General features: G+C 59.9%; 17 protein-coding genes. 9 read left to right on the forward strand and 8 right to left on the reverse strand.

Annotated features, from left to right (window positions below; all coding sequences use genetic code 11):
• Window positions 1-525: 525 nt before the first annotated feature.
• Window positions 526-897 (reverse strand): response regulator, encoded by a 372-nt coding sequence (locus tag ABIN98_RS09730; RefSeq protein WP_346909545.1) that lies wholly within the window; start codon window positions 895-897, stop codon window positions 526-528.
• Window positions 898-1,073: 176 nt separating this feature from the next.
• Here ABIN98_RS09730 and ABIN98_RS09735 point away from each other — a divergent pair, with 176 nt between their 5' ends.
• Genes ABIN98_RS09735 through ABIN98_RS09745 form a run of 3 tightly spaced genes read left to right on the forward strand, consistent with a single transcriptional unit; the run spans window position 1,074 to window position 3,381 of the window.
• The gene (locus ABIN98_RS09735; RefSeq protein ID WP_346909547.1) at window positions 1,074-1,349 is read left to right on the forward strand and encodes a DUF3572 domain-containing protein; all 276 of its coding nucleotides are present in this window, start codon (window positions 1,074-1,076) and stop codon (window positions 1,347-1,349) included.
• Window positions 1,342-2,013: a hypothetical protein gene (locus ABIN98_RS09740; protein WP_346909549.1), complete on the forward strand. Its 672-nt coding sequence runs from the start codon at window positions 1,342-1,344 to the stop codon at window positions 2,011-2,013. The genes ABIN98_RS09735 and ABIN98_RS09740 overlap by 8 nt, the downstream gene beginning before the upstream one ends.
• Before the next feature lie 24 nt (window positions 2,014-2,037).
• Window positions 2,038-3,381: a DNA polymerase IV gene (locus ABIN98_RS09745; RefSeq protein WP_346909551.1), complete on the forward strand. Its 1,344-nt coding sequence runs from the start codon at window positions 2,038-2,040 to the stop codon at window positions 3,379-3,381.
• On the opposite strand, the gene ABIN98_RS09750 is transcribed toward ABIN98_RS09745, so the two are convergent.
• The gene (locus ABIN98_RS09750; protein ID WP_346909552.1) at window positions 3,378-4,232 is read right to left on the reverse strand and encodes a cell envelope integrity EipB family protein; all 855 of its coding nucleotides are present in this window, start codon (window positions 4,230-4,232) and stop codon (window positions 3,378-3,380) included. The genes ABIN98_RS09745 and ABIN98_RS09750 overlap by 4 nt on opposite strands.
• 240 nt (window positions 4,233-4,472) lie before the next feature.
• Here ABIN98_RS09750 and ABIN98_RS09755 point away from each other — a divergent pair, with 240 nt between their 5' ends.
• The 5 genes from ABIN98_RS09755 (at window position 4,473) to ABIN98_RS09775 (ending at window position 9,734) form a co-directional block, all read left to right on the forward strand.
• Entirely contained in the window at window positions 4,473-4,937 is a 465-nt protein-coding gene (locus ABIN98_RS09755) for a RidA family protein (RefSeq protein ID WP_346909554.1), read from the forward strand.
• A 3-nt stretch (window positions 4,938-4,940) separates the two neighbouring features.
• On the forward strand, window positions 4,941-5,702 hold the full coding sequence (locus tag ABIN98_RS09760; RefSeq protein ID WP_346909556.1) for a glycerophosphodiester phosphodiesterase family protein: 762 nt from the start codon (window positions 4,941-4,943) through the stop codon (window positions 5,700-5,702).
• Window positions 5,703-6,073: 371 nt separating this feature from the next.
• Window positions 6,074-7,360, forward strand: a complete 1,287-nt coding sequence (locus ABIN98_RS09765) for a GNAT family N-acetyltransferase (RefSeq protein ID WP_346909558.1) — start codon at window positions 6,074-6,076, stop codon at window positions 7,358-7,360.
• Window positions 7,361-7,499: 139 nt separating this feature from the next.
• Entirely contained in the window at window positions 7,500-9,014 is a 1,515-nt protein-coding gene (locus tag ABIN98_RS09770) for a serine protease (protein ID WP_346909560.1), read from the forward strand.
• A gap of 291 nt (window positions 9,015-9,305) precedes the next feature.
• Window positions 9,306-9,734 carry an HIT family protein gene (locus ABIN98_RS09775; RefSeq protein ID WP_346909562.1) on the forward strand — a complete coding sequence of 143 codons (429 nt, stop codon included), beginning with the start codon at window positions 9,306-9,308 and terminating at the stop codon, window positions 9,732-9,734.
• Between the two features lie 138 nt (window positions 9,735-9,872).
• On the opposite strand, the gene ABIN98_RS09780 is transcribed toward ABIN98_RS09775, so the two are convergent.
• A complete protein-coding gene (locus ABIN98_RS09780) occupies window positions 9,873-10,517 on the reverse strand; it encodes a glutathione S-transferase family protein (protein WP_346909564.1) in 645 nt (214 codons plus the stop codon).
• 101 nt (window positions 10,518-10,618) lie between these two features.
• On the opposite strand from ABIN98_RS09780, the gene ABIN98_RS09785 reads away from it, so the two are divergent.
• Window positions 10,619-11,593 (forward strand): YafY family protein, encoded by a 975-nt coding sequence (locus ABIN98_RS09785; protein ID WP_346909565.1) that lies wholly within the window; start codon window positions 10,619-10,621, stop codon window positions 11,591-11,593.
• A gap of 37 nt (window positions 11,594-11,630) precedes the next feature.
• Here ABIN98_RS09785 and ABIN98_RS09790 read toward each other — a convergent pair whose 3' ends face one another.
• From ABIN98_RS09790 to ABIN98_RS09810, 5 genes are all read right to left on the reverse strand, one after another.
• On the reverse strand, window positions 11,631-12,041 hold the full coding sequence (locus ABIN98_RS09790) for a Fic family protein (protein WP_346909566.1): 411 nt from the start codon (window positions 12,039-12,041) through the stop codon (window positions 11,631-11,633).
• The gene (locus ABIN98_RS09795) at window positions 12,034-12,219 is read right to left on the reverse strand and encodes a hypothetical protein (protein ID WP_346909568.1); all 186 of its coding nucleotides are present in this window, start codon (window positions 12,217-12,219) and stop codon (window positions 12,034-12,036) included. The genes ABIN98_RS09790 and ABIN98_RS09795 overlap by 8 nt, the downstream gene beginning before the upstream one ends.
• Before the next feature lie 55 nt (window positions 12,220-12,274).
• The gene (locus ABIN98_RS09800) at window positions 12,275-12,628 is read right to left on the reverse strand and encodes an AzlD domain-containing protein (RefSeq protein WP_346909570.1); all 354 of its coding nucleotides are present in this window, start codon (window positions 12,626-12,628) and stop codon (window positions 12,275-12,277) included.
• On the reverse strand, window positions 12,625-13,383 hold the full coding sequence (locus tag ABIN98_RS09805; RefSeq protein WP_346909572.1) for an AzlC family ABC transporter permease: 759 nt from the start codon (window positions 13,381-13,383) through the stop codon (window positions 12,625-12,627). Before ABIN98_RS09805 ends, ABIN98_RS09800 begins: the two co-directional genes overlap by 4 nt.
• A gap of 149 nt (window positions 13,384-13,532) precedes the next feature.
• Window positions 13,533-14,159, reverse strand: coding sequence for a LysE family translocator (locus ABIN98_RS09810; protein WP_346909574.1), 627 nt, complete (start codon window positions 14,157-14,159; stop codon window positions 13,533-13,535).
• Between the last annotated feature and the right edge of the window lie 7 nt (window positions 14,160-14,166).

Genomic DNA, 14,166 nt, shown 5'->3' on the forward strand with positions numbered 1-14,166 from the left:
ATTAGTTTCAAAAAACAGAAACCAATTGAAAGATTAACTCGAATCACCGCTCACCCTGAACCTACTAACGTAAAGGACAGCAGTCGGTAAATCTTCGGATGCGTCGAGAGGAGAAAGTTCGAAATAAGGTGGCCGGCGGAAAGCAGGTGTTCGAGGAGGCCACTCTTCGCCCCGCTCTCCCGCCGGCCTGCCCCACGGACCCAGGAGATGCGGCGGACCTGAGCACTCCGTAGGGAACCCTGGTCTGTGGTTACACCACACGACAACAACGCGCTGTACAAACCAGTAAAAGATCTTGCAAGAAGATCGTTCTTTCGTGGCGTCACACTACAAGAGTGGTGCCGGAAATCAACACTCCTGCAAGATTTTGCACAAACGACCTGCAAAGTTAGTAAATTCGTAACCTTAACGCATGCGTCAGCAGGCGAAAATGCTTCATGAATAGGCGTAGTTTCCGCAGTGCACTTTTTGAGGGAGCTATCTTTGAATTAAACCAATTACGAGCAACTCGTTTTAAAAGCCGGCTTATGCTTCGCCCAGATAGGACCGCACGGTTTCCAGAAATTTGGCGACGGAGATCGGCTTGGATATGTAGGCCTCACAACCGCCCTGGCGGATGCGCTCCTCATCGCCTTTCATGGCAAAGGCGGTCACGGCGATCACAGGAATGGCACAGAGGTCCTCGTCCTCCTTGATCCATTTGGTCACCTCAAGCCCGGATACTTCCGGCAGCTGGATGTCCATCAGGATCAGGTCAGGATGGTGGGCCCTGGCAAGCTCGAGCGCCTCAATCCCCGTCCGGGTCTGCAAGGTCTCATATCCGTGCGCCTCGAGCAGGTCATGAAAGAGCTTCATGTTCAGCTCGTTGTCTTCCACAATCAGCACGGTCTTCGCCATGTCTCGGCCCTTTTCCCGGCTTCTGCCGGTCCCTGTGTGACGGACGGAGCCGTCGTTGTACCTGCCGCCGCCCCTGGCAGCTGGAATGCGTCGTCGCTTCGCATTAGGGTCTCTATTAACGTGGAATCGTTTCGGAAAGGCAAAAAAACACGATGCTCGGCGAACGCGGCAAACAGATGACCTTTGAATCCGCTCAGGAAATTGCCGTAGAGGCCCTGCTTCAGCTGAGCCGGGACCCGGAGCAGATCGGCAGATTTCTGGCGGTTTCCGGCATCGGACCGGAATCGATTCGCGATGCGGCGGAGGAACCGGGCTTCCTCGCGGGCGTCCTTGAGTTCTATATGGCGGACGAAGCCATGCTGCTCACCTATTGCGAAAACGCCGGCCTGCGCCCGACCATGATCGCCGCTGCCCGCTTCGCCCTCATTGGAGATCCGTCCGATTATGGCTGAGCCGACGCCTCCCTCCGCCCACGTTCTCGCCCAGATAGACGCCCTGCCGAAAGCAAGCCGTCCCTTGATCGTCTGCGACGTGGACGAGGTCATCCTGCATATGGCCGACCATTTCACCGCATTTCTCGGTACGAAAGATCTGACGTTCCTGTCCGGCGGTTACCGGTTCACCGGCAACATCGCACCGATCGGATCGGACACACCGATCAGCCAGGAAGCCGTCCGCCAGCTCGTCGATGCGTTTTTCGACGAGGAAAGTCATCGTCAGCGCATGGTCGAAGGTGCGGACCGGGCACTCAAGGAACTTCATTCGGACTGGGACATCCTGCTCCTGACCAACCTGCCCGGCGCGCATAACAAGCCGGTAAGGGAAAAGCTTTTGCAGGGATTCGGCATTCCCTACCCGGTTCTGACCAATTCCGGTCCCAAGGGCGGCGCGGTCGCGGCCCTGGCTGCAGGTAGGCCGTCCCCGCTGATCTTCATCGACGACAGCCCGGTGAACCACGCCTCCGTCAACGCCAGCCTGCCTTCGGCAGTCCAGATCCAGTTCGTCGCCGACGAGACTTTCCGAGCCGCGGTAAAGCCCTCGGACCATGTTGATCTGCTGACCGGCGATTGGAACCGGACAAGAGACTTCATCGGCGGTATTCTGGTCCCGGATTAAGAGAAAACCAGCGGGCATGAAGAAATGGTCGAAGGACCGATACCATCGGAGACGGCCAACCGGGCGGAGCCGTTGCACGCGCTTTGCCGGGATTGCGGCGCGCGGCCTGCAGCCACCCGCAACCGCTGCCCGCGCTGCGGCAGCCCACGCCTGGTCTCCCACCCGGAACTCGACACGCTGACCATTGCCCATATCGACTGCGACGCCTTCTACGCAGCGGTTGAAAAACGCGACAATCCGGAGCTGCGCGACCTTCCTGTAATCGTTGGCGGCGGTCAGCGGGGCGTGGTCTCTACCTGCTGCTATATCGCCCGCATATACGGTGTGCGCTCGGCCATGCCCATGTTCAAGGCAATGGAAGCCTGTCCGGATGCCGTGGTCATCAAGCCGAACATGCGCAAATACGAGGCCGTCGGCCGGGACATCCGCGAACGCATGCGCGCGCTCACGCCGCTGGTCGAGCCGATTTCCATCGACGAAGCGTTCCTGGATCTGACCGGCACCGAACGTCTGCACCACGCAACCGCCGCGGAAACGCTTGCCGCCTTCGTCCGTGCCCTTGAGGAGGACATCGGCATCTCCGCCTCCGTGGGCCTCGCGCCGAACAAGTTCCTCGCCAAACTCTCCTCCGACCTGGAAAAGCCGCGCGGGTTTTCCGTCGTCGGCCGAGCTGAGGCGAAGGCCTTTCTTGCGGAAAAACCGGTCAGCATGATCTGGGGCGTGGGCAAGGTGTTCCAGCAGAAACTCGCCTCGGAAGGGATCCGGACCATCGGACAGCTTCAGCTGATGGAGCCTACGGACCTCGCCCGCCGCTACGGTGCCATGGGCCTGCGCCTTGCCCAGCTCTGCCAAGGCGAGGACGACCGCAAGGTGACGCCCCATCGCGGCGCAAAAAGCGTCAGCGCTGAAACGACCTTCAATTCCGACATCTCAAAGCTCGACAGCCTGCGCCCGATCCTGCGCGACCTGTCCGAAAAGGTCTCCCGCAGGCTGAAGAAAGCGGATCTTGCCGGACGCACTGTGTCGCTGAAACTGAAGACGGAAGATTTCAGGATCATCACCCGGGCCCGCCAGCTTTCCGATCCGACCCAGCTGGCCGACCGGATCTACCGGGCCGGCGAGGAACTTTTGAAGAAGGAAACCGATGGCCGCCGGTTCCGCCTGATCGGCATCGGCGTCAGCGATTTCTCCGATCCCCGCCAGGCGGATCCCCAGGATCTGCTCGACGAGGGTGCCAGCCGCCGGAAAAAGGCGGAACTCGCCATGGACACGCTCAGGGAAAAATTCGGCCGCAGCAGTGTCGAACTCGGCCTCGTTCATGCGGCTCGCCCGCCAAAGCGCGACAAGAGCGGAGAGCGGGACTCCTAGTTGGTACAGCCGGTTTCCTCTTGCAGCTCGAGCTGACGTAGCTTGCCGCGAAGGCTGAATTGGCCGTAATCCATCTTGAGCTGCCGGCTGATGCCGTTGTCATAGAGCAGGAACGTCATCTGATAGACTGGCGTTCCCTCGCCATCTTGCTCCTGAGCAGGGTCGAAATACGCGATGGTCACCGGCCAGGCCTCAGCCTGCTTGATACGCGAGACGGCGGCCGACGGGTCGTCGCTCAGCGGTATATCCTCCGTGATCAGCGCGCCGATCACAGCGGTCGTCGCATAGACCTTGTCGCCCGTTTCCGAGCCATCATAGACATCGGCACCGAGGAAGCTCTTGCCCGCGCGTGCGGCCTCGATGACCTTACTCAGATGCTCGGTCGGATAGAGGGTCTTTCCGGAAATCGTCAGCGCACGCTCTCCCGGCTCCTGAAGTTCGATGGTCTTCTTGCCATCGTCCTGCCGCGCCATCCCCCGGGTTTTTTCGACCAGCTTCTGGTCGACGTAGGTCTTGCTGAAGAACTGGAACGACGCGTCCTTCGGATTTTCATAGGTCGAGGAGCGCAGGTCCGTCACCTGAGACCCTCCGGAAACATCCTGAAATTCGGTCACGAACCGGAAGGACACGCTGTAGCCTTCGCAGGCACTGCCGCTGAATTCATAGACCATGCGTCCGTTGAGCGAGGAGATCCCGGTGCCGTCCGCCGCCCTGTCCAGCTCCATGTCATAGATAGCACGATGGGGCACAAGTCCGGCAGCAAACGCCTGTCCGATAGAAACAAGAGAGACAAGGCCAGCCACACACAAGACCGCGCTTCTCGCCAGGACAGATCCTGTCACGCGCTGCATCTCTATCTCCCCTTGCAAATCCACCAGGTCACACACCTGCCCTGAATACCAGGCACGAACATTATGCGCTTACAGACCGCTTCGCTAGACTGTTCCCGCTACAAATTCCTTTTCCTGGTAAATTCGCGCGGCGTCGACTTCGCCGGCCTGAAGCCATTACCCCTTGCGACCGACGGGTATTTGTTCCAGAAAAACGCCACGAGCCCGATCCTGGCAATCCGTTCAAGGAGACCTGTCCGCATGTCTGAGACCACAGAAGCCCGCCTTGCCCAACTCGGTGTCGAACTGCCCTCCCCCGCCGCGCCGGCTGCCAACTACGTGCCTTATGTCCTATCGGGCAACCAGCTCTTCGTCTCCGGCCAGTTACCCATGGGCGCCGACGGTCTGGAACATGTAGGCAAGCTGGGCGACGATATCTCCGTTGGCGAAGGCAAGGCGGCGGCGAAACTCTGCGCCATCAATCTCCTGGCCCAGGCAAAGGCGGCCACCGGCGATTTGGAAAAGGTCGCGCGCCTGGTGAAGATCGTCGGCTTCGTCAATTCCACCGCGGATTTCACCCAGCAGCCGCAGGTCATCAACGGCGCGTCGGACTTTCTGGTCCAGGCCATGGGTGACAAGGGGCGCCACGCCCGCTCCGCCGTCAGCGCTGCGTCCCTGCCCTTCGGTGCGGCGGTCGAAATCGAAGCCGTCTTCGAGATCGCCTAGATCATGACAGACGTCGGCCAGATCATGGTGCGCCCGATCGCGCATCGCGGCTATCATAACGTTGAGACCGGCGTCATCGAGAACACGCCGTCAGCAATTTCGGCCGCGGTCGAAAAGAACTTTGCCATCGAAGTCGATGTCCAGGAAACCGCGGACGGCGATGCACTGGTCTTTCACGACTACACCCTCGAACGGCTGACGGAAGCAGACGGCCGGGTGATCGAACGGCCAACCGCCTCGCTTACCGGCATCGCCATGAAGGAAGGCGGCGACAGGCTCTGGCTGCTTCAGGACCTGTTCGACCTCGTGGACGGCAAGGTGCCGCTCGTCATCGAGATTAAGTCCCTGATGCGCCCGGGCGCCCAGGCGGATTTCGTCCGAAACGTTGTCGACCAGGTCGCGGCCTACAAGGGGCCTGCCGCCATCAAGTCCTTCGACCCGGACATGCTCTCCATTGCGAAAGCCCACAGACCTCACGTCCTGCGTGGCATCGTCTCGGAAGCCATGCGGCCGGAAGGCGAATATATGCGCATGACGCGGATGGAACGCTTCATTCTGAGCAACATGCTGCATCTGCCCAGGACCCGGCCTCACTTCATCTCCTATGGCATTCGCAGTCTGCCGGCTTCTGCTCCGTCCTTTTGCCGCAAAGTGCTGGGCCTGCCCGTCATGACCTGGACCGTGCGCACCCGAGACCAACGCGACCGCGCCGCCCGCTATGCCGACCAGATCGTCTTCGAGGGCTTCGACCCCAACGCAGGGTAAGCCCCGCGGCCCAAACGACTGAATTGCCCTGAGCATGCAAGACGAATTAACTATCGATAAGGCACAACCTTCCGCCTTGCTCCCCTCTCCCCCCTTGAGGGGGAGATGTCACTAAAAGTGACAGAGGGGGGTGGCGACGGTAGCTTCGCACTCCGATTCTGAAATGCCCGCTAGGCTGATACCCCCCTCTGTCCGTTGACACGGACATCTCCCCCTCAAGGGGGGAGAGGGGCGCAAATGGCAGGACCTTGCCTTTCCGCTGGCCTCATCTGCCGGTGCTATCGAAGGCCCCACATGCAAAACCCCTTGCAGTGCAGCATCGAGATCCTACACTTAAGGTATGAGCATTCTCATCGAGCAGGGTTGAGGTCATGTCCGAACAGGAACATGCGGACGAACAGGCCGCGACGCTGCGCATTCTTTCCGGCATGGAAGATGTCTCGGCGGAGGGCTGGAACAGCGTCGCCAATCCGGGCTGGCTGCTTGGGCCGGGCGGTCGCCTCACGCGCGATCCTGCCTTTGAATCGGATTATCAGCTCCTTGAATCGCTCTCTGAGCGGGAAGAATCAGTTTCTGAAGAGACCGCCTTCAACCCCTTCATTTCACACGAGTTTCTCTCAAGCCTTGAAGAGACCGGCTGTGCCACCGGAGAAACAGGATGGCTGCCCCGCCACCTGCTTCTCCAGTCCGCAACAGGGGAAATATGGGGCGCAGCCCCTGCTTATCTGAAGTCTCATTCCCAGGGCGAATATGTCTTCGACCACGGCTGGGCCGACGCGTTTTACCGGGCCGGCGGCGAGTATTATCCTAAGCTCCAGATCTCCGTCCCCTTCACTCCGGCGACCGGGCGTCGACTTTTCGTTTCGCCTCGGATCGACTGGCAGACGGGCCTGCAGGCTCTTGCCTCCGGCCTGGTGCAGGTCTGCCAGCGCAGCGGCGCCTCCTCCGCACACATCACCTTCCTGACGAAGCACGAGTGGGATACCCTCGGCGAGATGGGCTACCTGCAGCGTACCGACCAGCAGTTCCACTGGGAGAACAGGGATTACGGAAGCTTTGACGACTTCCTGAGCGACCTTGCCTCGCGCAAACGCAAAGCGATCAAGAAGGAACGGCGCGAGGCAGTCAGCGCCGGGATCGAAATCGAATGGGTCACCGGCGCCGATCTGACCGACGCCCACTGGGACGCCTTCTACCGCTTCTATGAGGACACCGGCTCGCGCAAATGGGGCCGCCCCTATCTGAACCGGGAGTTCTTCTCCCTCGTCAGCGAACGCCTGGCGGAACGCATCCTCCTGGTCATGGCCAAGCGCGAGGGCCGCTACATTGCCGGCGCCCTCAACTTCATCGGCTCAGACACCCTGTTCGGCCGCAACTGGGGCTGCACGGAACACCACCCGTTCCTGCATTTCGAGCTCTGTTATTACCAGGCCATCGACTTCGCCATCGAGAAGGGCTTGAAGCGCGTGGAAGCCGGCGCCCAGGGTGCCCACAAGCTCGCCCGCGGCTATCTCCCCGTCACCACCCGCTCCGCCCACTGGATCGTCCACCCGGGCCTGCGCGACGCGGTCGCCGATTACCTGGAGCATGAGCGCGAAGCCGTGGAACGGGAGAACGAGGCCCTCACCGAGCACGGTCCGTTCCGTAAGGGGGACTAGGGGACTGACCCGCCCTCCGCGTTTACCTTCCCGGAGGAAAAGTTGCATTTTCCCAGAACAAAACCGGCGCACGAATCTTGGCAAAAGCGTCGCCATAACAATAGAGTAGACCCAGCCCGATTGAACCTCAGGTCCAGCCATGCGTCTGCTCTTGCTCCTGCCCTTTGTCCTGCTCTGCCTCTTTCATCCGGCATCGGCATATGACGACAGCGAGCTGGAAGCAGCCGGACTGTACGAGGAATTCGACCCCGATCGACTCACGTTTCAAGAAAAGAAGTTTTTGCAAGCCGGCCTCGCCTTCAAAGAATTGTACAAGGGGCAAATCGATGGCGTTTGGGGCCCCGGCAGCCAGGAAGCACTCGAACGCTTCTCTGAAAAATTGAACTTTTCAAAGACACCTGAAAATAAAATTCTTGCCCTGCCCGCCTTTTGGATTGCAGGGATAACGGAAAACATCCTCTTAAAGAAAGACTGGAACTATGAGTATCTGAACACATACAAAATTTCCGTTCTGATACCTGAAAGGAATATAAAATTTGATGGAATGAAGGGAAGCTTCTACGCCTTCAACGACGAAAAAACCACATTAAGATACAGAATTACCAGAGAGAACCATAAATATAAAAATATGTCTCACGACTTGCTTATAGATGCTCGAAAAAAAGGAACAAAACCTTATACGGTACGAAAAAGAAAGTTATGGATTACATCTGCAAGAAATCAAAAGGAAGTGACGTTTTATGTTCGCTCAGATTTTATTGGCGGCTCTTGGACGACCATAATTGTTTCGTCACTGGATTCCGATGCCGGCGCCCTTGCAGCGGTCGCAGGAAGCATAACACCAAGGGAAATGCCCCAATTACGTCTCGGGGACGGTTATCTTCGCAAAGGAATAGATGCTGCCAGACAGGTCCTGAGGGAACGAGAGCGTAAAAAGCAAGCAGCAGAAGATATTGGCAATCCAGACACCCGCCTTCCCGATGAAGGAAGCGCTTCAACGCCTGATACAGATACCCCGCCCCTCGCCAAAGGATCGGCCCCGAAAACCGCCTCCTCCGGAACCGGCTTTGCCGTATCCGCCAACGGCGACCTGCTGACCAACAATCATGTCGCCGGCGATTGCAGCAGGCTGACGGTCGACGGTCATAAAGCGAGCCTGATGGCAACGGACGAGACCTTCGACCTCGCGCTGCTGCAAGTCCCAGCGCTCCGGAATGAAGACTTCGCCACGTTTGCAGAATCGCCGGCGCCGCTCAATTCCGACATCACCGTCGCCGGTTACCCCCTATCGGGCTTGTTGAGCGGACTGAACGTCACCCGGGGATCGGTCACCGCAATGAAGGGCATCGGCGGCGACAGCACCCGGATGCAGATCTCCGCGCCCGTGCAGCCGGGCAATTCCGGCGGCCCGGCCATGAACGCCTACGGCCATGTGGTCGGCGTCGTCGCCGCCAAACTGGACGCCCAGCGGGTCGCCGACGCCATCGGCGACATCCCCCAGAACGTGAACTTCGCCGTGCGCGGATCGATGGCCAAGCTGTTCCTCCATCAGAACGGTATCACTCCAAAAACCGCCGCCCCGAAAGCCCCACTCTCCCCGGAAGCCATTGCGACCCGGCTGACCGCCATTACCCACTTCATCGAGTGCTATTAGGGCTGGGACTCATACCGTATTGAAGAACTTGAGAAATGGGATCAGCCGGACAGCAGCTGAATCACGTCTTCAACCGCCGAGTCCAACCGATTCTTTTAACTCGCGTTTCCGTCACCACATGAACCGGCAAATGCGGAAGTTGAATCAGTTTGTGAACCCGGCGTTGAATCGATTTCCGAACTTTCCTTGAATCAATATGTGAGCGCTCTGACTCGGCGGCAATCGCCCCTTGCGGGAGAACCGTTCCAGTCGATAGTCTCCGATCCAAAGCTTTCTTATTTGGGGACGGAAATGTCTGCACCTGCCTATGACGACCAGAACGTATTCGCGAAAATCCTGCGCGGCGAACTGCCGAGCCACAAGATCTACGAGGACGACAAGACCGCGGTGATCATGGACATCATGCCTCGTGGCGACGGCCATATTCTGGTGATCCCCAAGGCGCCTTCGCGCAACATCTTCGACATTGCTGAGGACGACCTTTTCGCCGTCATGGCAACGGTGAAGAAGATGGCCGCCGCAGTGGTCAAGGCCTTCAACGCGGATGGCACCACTATCCAGCAGTTTTCCGAACCCGCCGGCGGCCAGGTGGTGTTCCACACCCACGTCCACGTGATCCCCCGCTTCGACGGCGTCAAGCTGCGCCCGCACACCGGCGAGATGGCCGACAACGACGTGCTTGCCGCCAATGCGGACAAGATCCGGGCGGCGTTGGGCTAACGCCAACCACACTGATGGTCGGGCTCAATTAACGAAGAGGCGTCACACGCCGAATTACCTCTCCCATTGGGAGAGGTCGGAGCGAAGCTCCGGATGAGGGGTTTCAAACGCTCTGTATTCTACAGAAGCTATATCCCCTCATCCTTTCCCCGCCACCGCGGCCTCATGCTCGGCCGCGATCGCCGCATCCTTTTCCGCGGCGCGCTTGAAGGCCGGCCGCTCGCTCATGCGGGCGGCATAGTCCTTGAACTCGGGATAGTCGGGCACGATGCCGAACTGCAGCGTCCAGGAAAGCGCGGCCCCCCACAGGACATCCGCCACGGTCATCTTGTCCCCCAGCAGGTAAGGCCCCTTGGCAAGCTGGTCGCGGAGGACGTCCATCACCTGGTCATAGGTGCCATAGGGCGACTGGCTCTCCGGTGCCGGCTCCCGTTTCATGAACCGATCGACCACCGCCGGTTCAAAACAGGCCGGGTAATAAACCATCCAGCGCAGATAGGGACCGCGCAGCGGATCTTCGATGGCAGGTGTCAGCCCGGCCTCCGGAAAGAGATCACCCAGATAGATGTGAATGGCGGCCTGCTCGGTCACGACAGCCTCCCCGTGACGGATCGTCGGCACCTTGCCGAGCGGGTTTACGGCTAAAAACTCCGGCTGCCGCTGCTCTCCGGCCTTCATGTTCAGGATGTGCAGATCGTACGGCGCTTTCAGTTCGCCCAGAAGGACCATGACGCTGCGGGCGCGGGTCTGCGGTGAATAATAGAAGGTAATCCTGTCCTGCATGATGTCCCAGTCTCCAAATCCGAGGGTGCCGAATCCGGCACTGGAGGCAAGCTACAACGGCATACCTGTCAACTTTTGTCAGGTTGGATTAGAATAATTTTATGCGAGCCAGCCGCCTTCTTTCGATCCTCCTCACCCTGCAGGCCAAAGGCCGGGTTACCGCCCGGATGCTTGCCGACGAGTTCGAGGTCTCCGAACGCACCATCTACCGGGATATCGATTCCCTGAGCGAGGCTGGCATCCCGGTTTACAGCGAGCGGGGATCGGAGGGCGGCTACCGGTTGCTCGACGGCTACCGCACCCGGCTCAACGGCCTGTCGGCGCAAGAAGCGGACGCCCTGTTCCTGACCGGCCTGCCGGGACCCGCTGCCGACTTAGGGTTGGGCGCCGTCATGGCGGGTGCTAAAAACAAACTGCTGACCGCCCTGCCCGAAGACTTGCGCCGAGGCGCGGAGCAGATGCAGAACCGGTTTCTTCTCGATGCCCCCGCCTGGTTTACCGAAGCCGAACATCCGGACCATCTGCAGGAGGTCGCCAAAGCCGTCTGGGATCAGCGTTTCATCGACATCCGCTACCGAACCTGGAAGGCGGAGAAACAGCGGCGTGTGGCCCCACTCGGCATCGTGCTGAAAAGCGGTTCGTGGTACCTGGCAGGCGCCGTCGATGGCAGCCCGCGCACCTACCGCATTTCCCGGATCCTGGAGTTTTCGCCGAGCGACACGCATTTCGAACGCCCTGCGGATTTCGACCTAGCCGCCTACTGGCGTGAAAGCACCCGTCGCCTTGAAGAAGAACTCCACCCCAACCGCGCCACCTTGCGCCTGTCCCCATGGGGACGAAAGATGTTCGAGGCCTTCCTGCCGCCTTACGTCTGCGCCCATGCGGACTTCGCTGACGCACTGGACGAGGCCGGCTGGACCACCGTCACCCTGCCCGCTGGCTCCATCCGCCAGACCTGCACCGATCTGTTGCGCTTCGGCGCGGAGGCGGAAGTCCTCGACCCGCCGGACCTGCGTACCGCCATGGCGGAAATTGCCGGGGGATTGGGTGAGATTTATGGTAGGAATGAAGGATGAGTAGACCGGTCACATAATCAACCTGCCCGATGACAGATCAAATTTCATCCGCATGCTGTGCCAGAACAACCTGAAATTCCTGCAAGCTCATCCCATTGGCCATCAAAGCGATGACCAGCTCAGCGAGGAAACCATCTCGCGGCTCGACAAGACGCACGAAGTTCCGGTTGAGGAAAACAGATGCACTGAGGAAAGCCAGTCTCTTGTTCCCGTCAATCAGTGCGTGGGTTTTGCCGATTGCATGGATATAAAGCGCGGCGAGATTGATCAGGTTCATTTCGCCCTCATGCATCCACGTATTGAGCGGACGGTCGAGCGCGGAAAGCATCTTGTCCCTTCCGCCCAGGCCAAAATGAACCGGCTGCTGAAGATGTTTCTCCTTCAGCACCGAAATCAGATCTTCAATATCGTGGAGCGTGAGCCAAAGTGGCTCGGCCGGATCATTCACCAAGAATTCGGATTGTTTCTGCGTATTCTTTCAGATCGGCATCCGCGATGTCGCGCACAGACGGTACGTCCCGACCACGCCGATGCAACTCAGCGGCACGGCGCACGCTGAACTTGGAGGTATCGGCGCCTCCGCCATCGGCCTTCTTCAGATCCTTATTGACCTCGGGAGCAGTCATATCGTTCTCCATGTCTCTAAGGTAGCGAACAGACCTGAATTATTCAACAATCCCCCTACCCGGACACCCCACCCAGCAGCAGCCAGCCGCAGATCAGCACCGCCACCCCGACCAGCACGCCGACGATCACCATCTGGCGCACCGCCAGAAAGGCGGTAAAGCCTGCGCCGGCCGCAACGAGGCGCAGCCACATGGGGGTTTCGGACAGGATGCCATTGGGAAACAGGATCAGCTTGGAGATGACACCGGCGACCAGGGCGGTTGCCACACAGCGCACCCAGACGAAAAGCTCGCTGTCTTCCCGCAGGCGTCCGCCCGCGAACACGCCGAGCCAGCGCCACATGTCCGTGGCGATCCAGCCGGCCACCACGATCATCACATAGGGCCACCACCAGGCAACGTCGTTCATGACAGCCCCCTGCGTGCAACACGGTGGATCAGATAGGCCGCCGTACCGCCTAGGAGGCCGGTCCAAAGCAGGTCGAGCCCGGGCACGTAGACGAAAAATACCGGCCCGAGCGCCAGACCGATTGCCAGGGCCAGTTTGTCGGCCAGGAGCCGCGAGGCGCCCCAAAGCGAACACAGGAAATAAACCGGCGTCAGCAGGACCAGACTGCCGGCCAGCATCGGCGGCAGGCGCTCCACCAGAAGATAGGCGATGCCGGTCACGCTGAAGACGAAACTGGTGATCGCAAAGCCAAAGCCGAGGAAAAACGGCAACCGGGCCTCGCGGGGCATGTCAGGCAGGTTGCGCATGGCATAGACCCAGGCGGTCACGGCCACGAAATGGGAGGCGATCAGAAGCTGCCAGCGCTTCGTCTTCCCCTCCACCTTGACCATCGGCATCAGCGCCATGGTCATGGGCATCAGACGCACGGAAGCAAGCGCGACCGCGATCGCTGCGGGAATAAGCCCCATCCCGGAATTGAGCGCCCCGGTCAAGACCACGATCGAAGGCAGCGCCCAGATCATCCCTGTCATCGCCAGCGTCTCGGTCAACGACAACCCGGTCTCGCGCGCCAGGCCCGCATAGCCGACAAAGGCCGCGGAAAGAATCAGCGCCGGAATGGACATCGCCGCCCGCGCGCCCCGAAGGGCCCAAGTACGGGGAGGAAGAATGTGACCGGGTCCGCCGGCCGGATCGATTTCGTTACTGGAAGCCATCACTACCGGATCTGGTAAACAGGATCTGGAAACGGGGAATAGGAAGGTTCCCTTATAAAAACGGATTGCGACAAATTGTCAATTCGGGGACCAAGGATGAACCGGCCCCGCCAGTTCCGCTAACGCCCAAATGAAAGCCTTCTTCAACCTCATCGCTCCTGAAGCGCCAGTCGCAGGCCGAGGGCGCAGTAGATGGTGCCGATCACCTTGCCCTGCCAGCGCATGACCGTTTCGCTGCGGCGGAGCAAGCTGCCGATACCGCCGGCGAAGACGGCAACGGTCAGGGTGCTCAAGAGCCCCATGGCAACGAACAGCACACCGAGCACGGACAGTTGCAGCGCCACCGACCCGTTTTCCGGCCGCACGAACTGCGGCAGGAAGGCCAGGAAGAACATGGCCGATTTCGGGTTCAAAACCTCCGCCAGAACCGCCTGCCGGAACGCCTGCCAGGGAGAAACCCCGCCGTCACCGCTATGGACTCGAACCGGCGTCCGGTCTCGGAACGCCTTGATGCCGAGATAGACCAGATAGGCCGCGCCGAGATACTTGATCACGCTGAACAGCGTGGCCGAGGCCAGGATCATCGCCGACAGGCCCAGCACCGTGAAAGCGGTATGGACAAGATCCCCCGCCGCAATACCGAGTGCGGTTGCCAGTCCCGCCCGGGTTCCCGAGCCCGAAGCGCGGGCCAGCGTCAGCAAGACCGCCGGACCTGGAATGAAGACAAAGCCGAGCAGAATGGCCAGATAGGTCACCAGGGTCGTTTGATCAATCATGCGCTTT

Origin of the sequence: uncultured Roseibium sp., assembly GCF_963675095.2 — a bacterium.
Lineage (GTDB): Bacteria > Pseudomonadota > Alphaproteobacteria > Rhizobiales > Stappiaceae > Roseibium.

Bases quoted from the DNA above. Each gene is read 5' to 3' on its own strand.
- ABIN98_RS09730 (WP_346909545.1), bottom strand. From the start codon at position 897: ATGGCGAAGACCGTGCTGATTGTGGAAGACAACGAGCTGAACATGAAG.
- ABIN98_RS09735 (WP_346909547.1), top strand. From the start codon at position 1,074: ATGACCTTTGAATCCGCTCAGGAAATTGCCGTAGAGGCCCTGCTTCAG.
- ABIN98_RS09740 (WP_346909549.1), top strand. From the start codon at position 1,342: ATGGCTGAGCCGACGCCTCCCTCCGCCCACGTTCTCGCCCAGATAGAC.
- ABIN98_RS09745 (WP_346909551.1), top strand. From the start codon at position 2,038: ATGGTCGAAGGACCGATACCATCGGAGACGGCCAACCGGGCGGAGCCG.
- ABIN98_RS09750 (WP_346909552.1), bottom strand. From the start codon at position 4,232: ATGCAGCGCGTGACAGGATCTGTCCTGGCGAGAAGCGCGGTCTTGTGT.
- ABIN98_RS09755 (WP_346909554.1), top strand. From the start codon at position 4,473: ATGTCTGAGACCACAGAAGCCCGCCTTGCCCAACTCGGTGTCGAACTG.
- ABIN98_RS09760 (WP_346909556.1), top strand. From the start codon at position 4,941: ATGACAGACGTCGGCCAGATCATGGTGCGCCCGATCGCGCATCGCGGC.
- ABIN98_RS09765 (WP_346909558.1), top strand. From the start codon at position 6,074: ATGTCCGAACAGGAACATGCGGACGAACAGGCCGCGACGCTGCGCATT.
- ABIN98_RS09770 (WP_346909560.1), top strand. From the start codon at position 7,500: ATGCGTCTGCTCTTGCTCCTGCCCTTTGTCCTGCTCTGCCTCTTTCAT.
- ABIN98_RS09775 (WP_346909562.1), top strand. From the start codon at position 9,306: ATGTCTGCACCTGCCTATGACGACCAGAACGTATTCGCGAAAATCCTG.
- ABIN98_RS09780 (WP_346909564.1), bottom strand. From the start codon at position 10,517: ATGCAGGACAGGATTACCTTCTATTATTCACCGCAGACCCGCGCCCGC.
- ABIN98_RS09785 (WP_346909565.1), top strand. From the start codon at position 10,619: ATGCGAGCCAGCCGCCTTCTTTCGATCCTCCTCACCCTGCAGGCCAAA.
- ABIN98_RS09795 (WP_346909568.1), bottom strand. From the start codon at position 12,219: ATGACTGCTCCCGAGGTCAATAAGGATCTGAAGAAGGCCGATGGCGGA.
- ABIN98_RS09800 (WP_346909570.1), bottom strand. From the start codon at position 12,628: ATGAACGACGTTGCCTGGTGGTGGCCCTATGTGATGATCGTGGTGGCC.
- ABIN98_RS09805 (WP_346909572.1), bottom strand. From the start codon at position 13,383: ATGGCTTCCAGTAACGAAATCGATCCGGCCGGCGGACCCGGTCACATT.
- ABIN98_RS09810 (WP_346909574.1), bottom strand. From the start codon at position 14,159: ATGATTGATCAAACGACCCTGGTGACCTATCTGGCCATTCTGCTCGGC.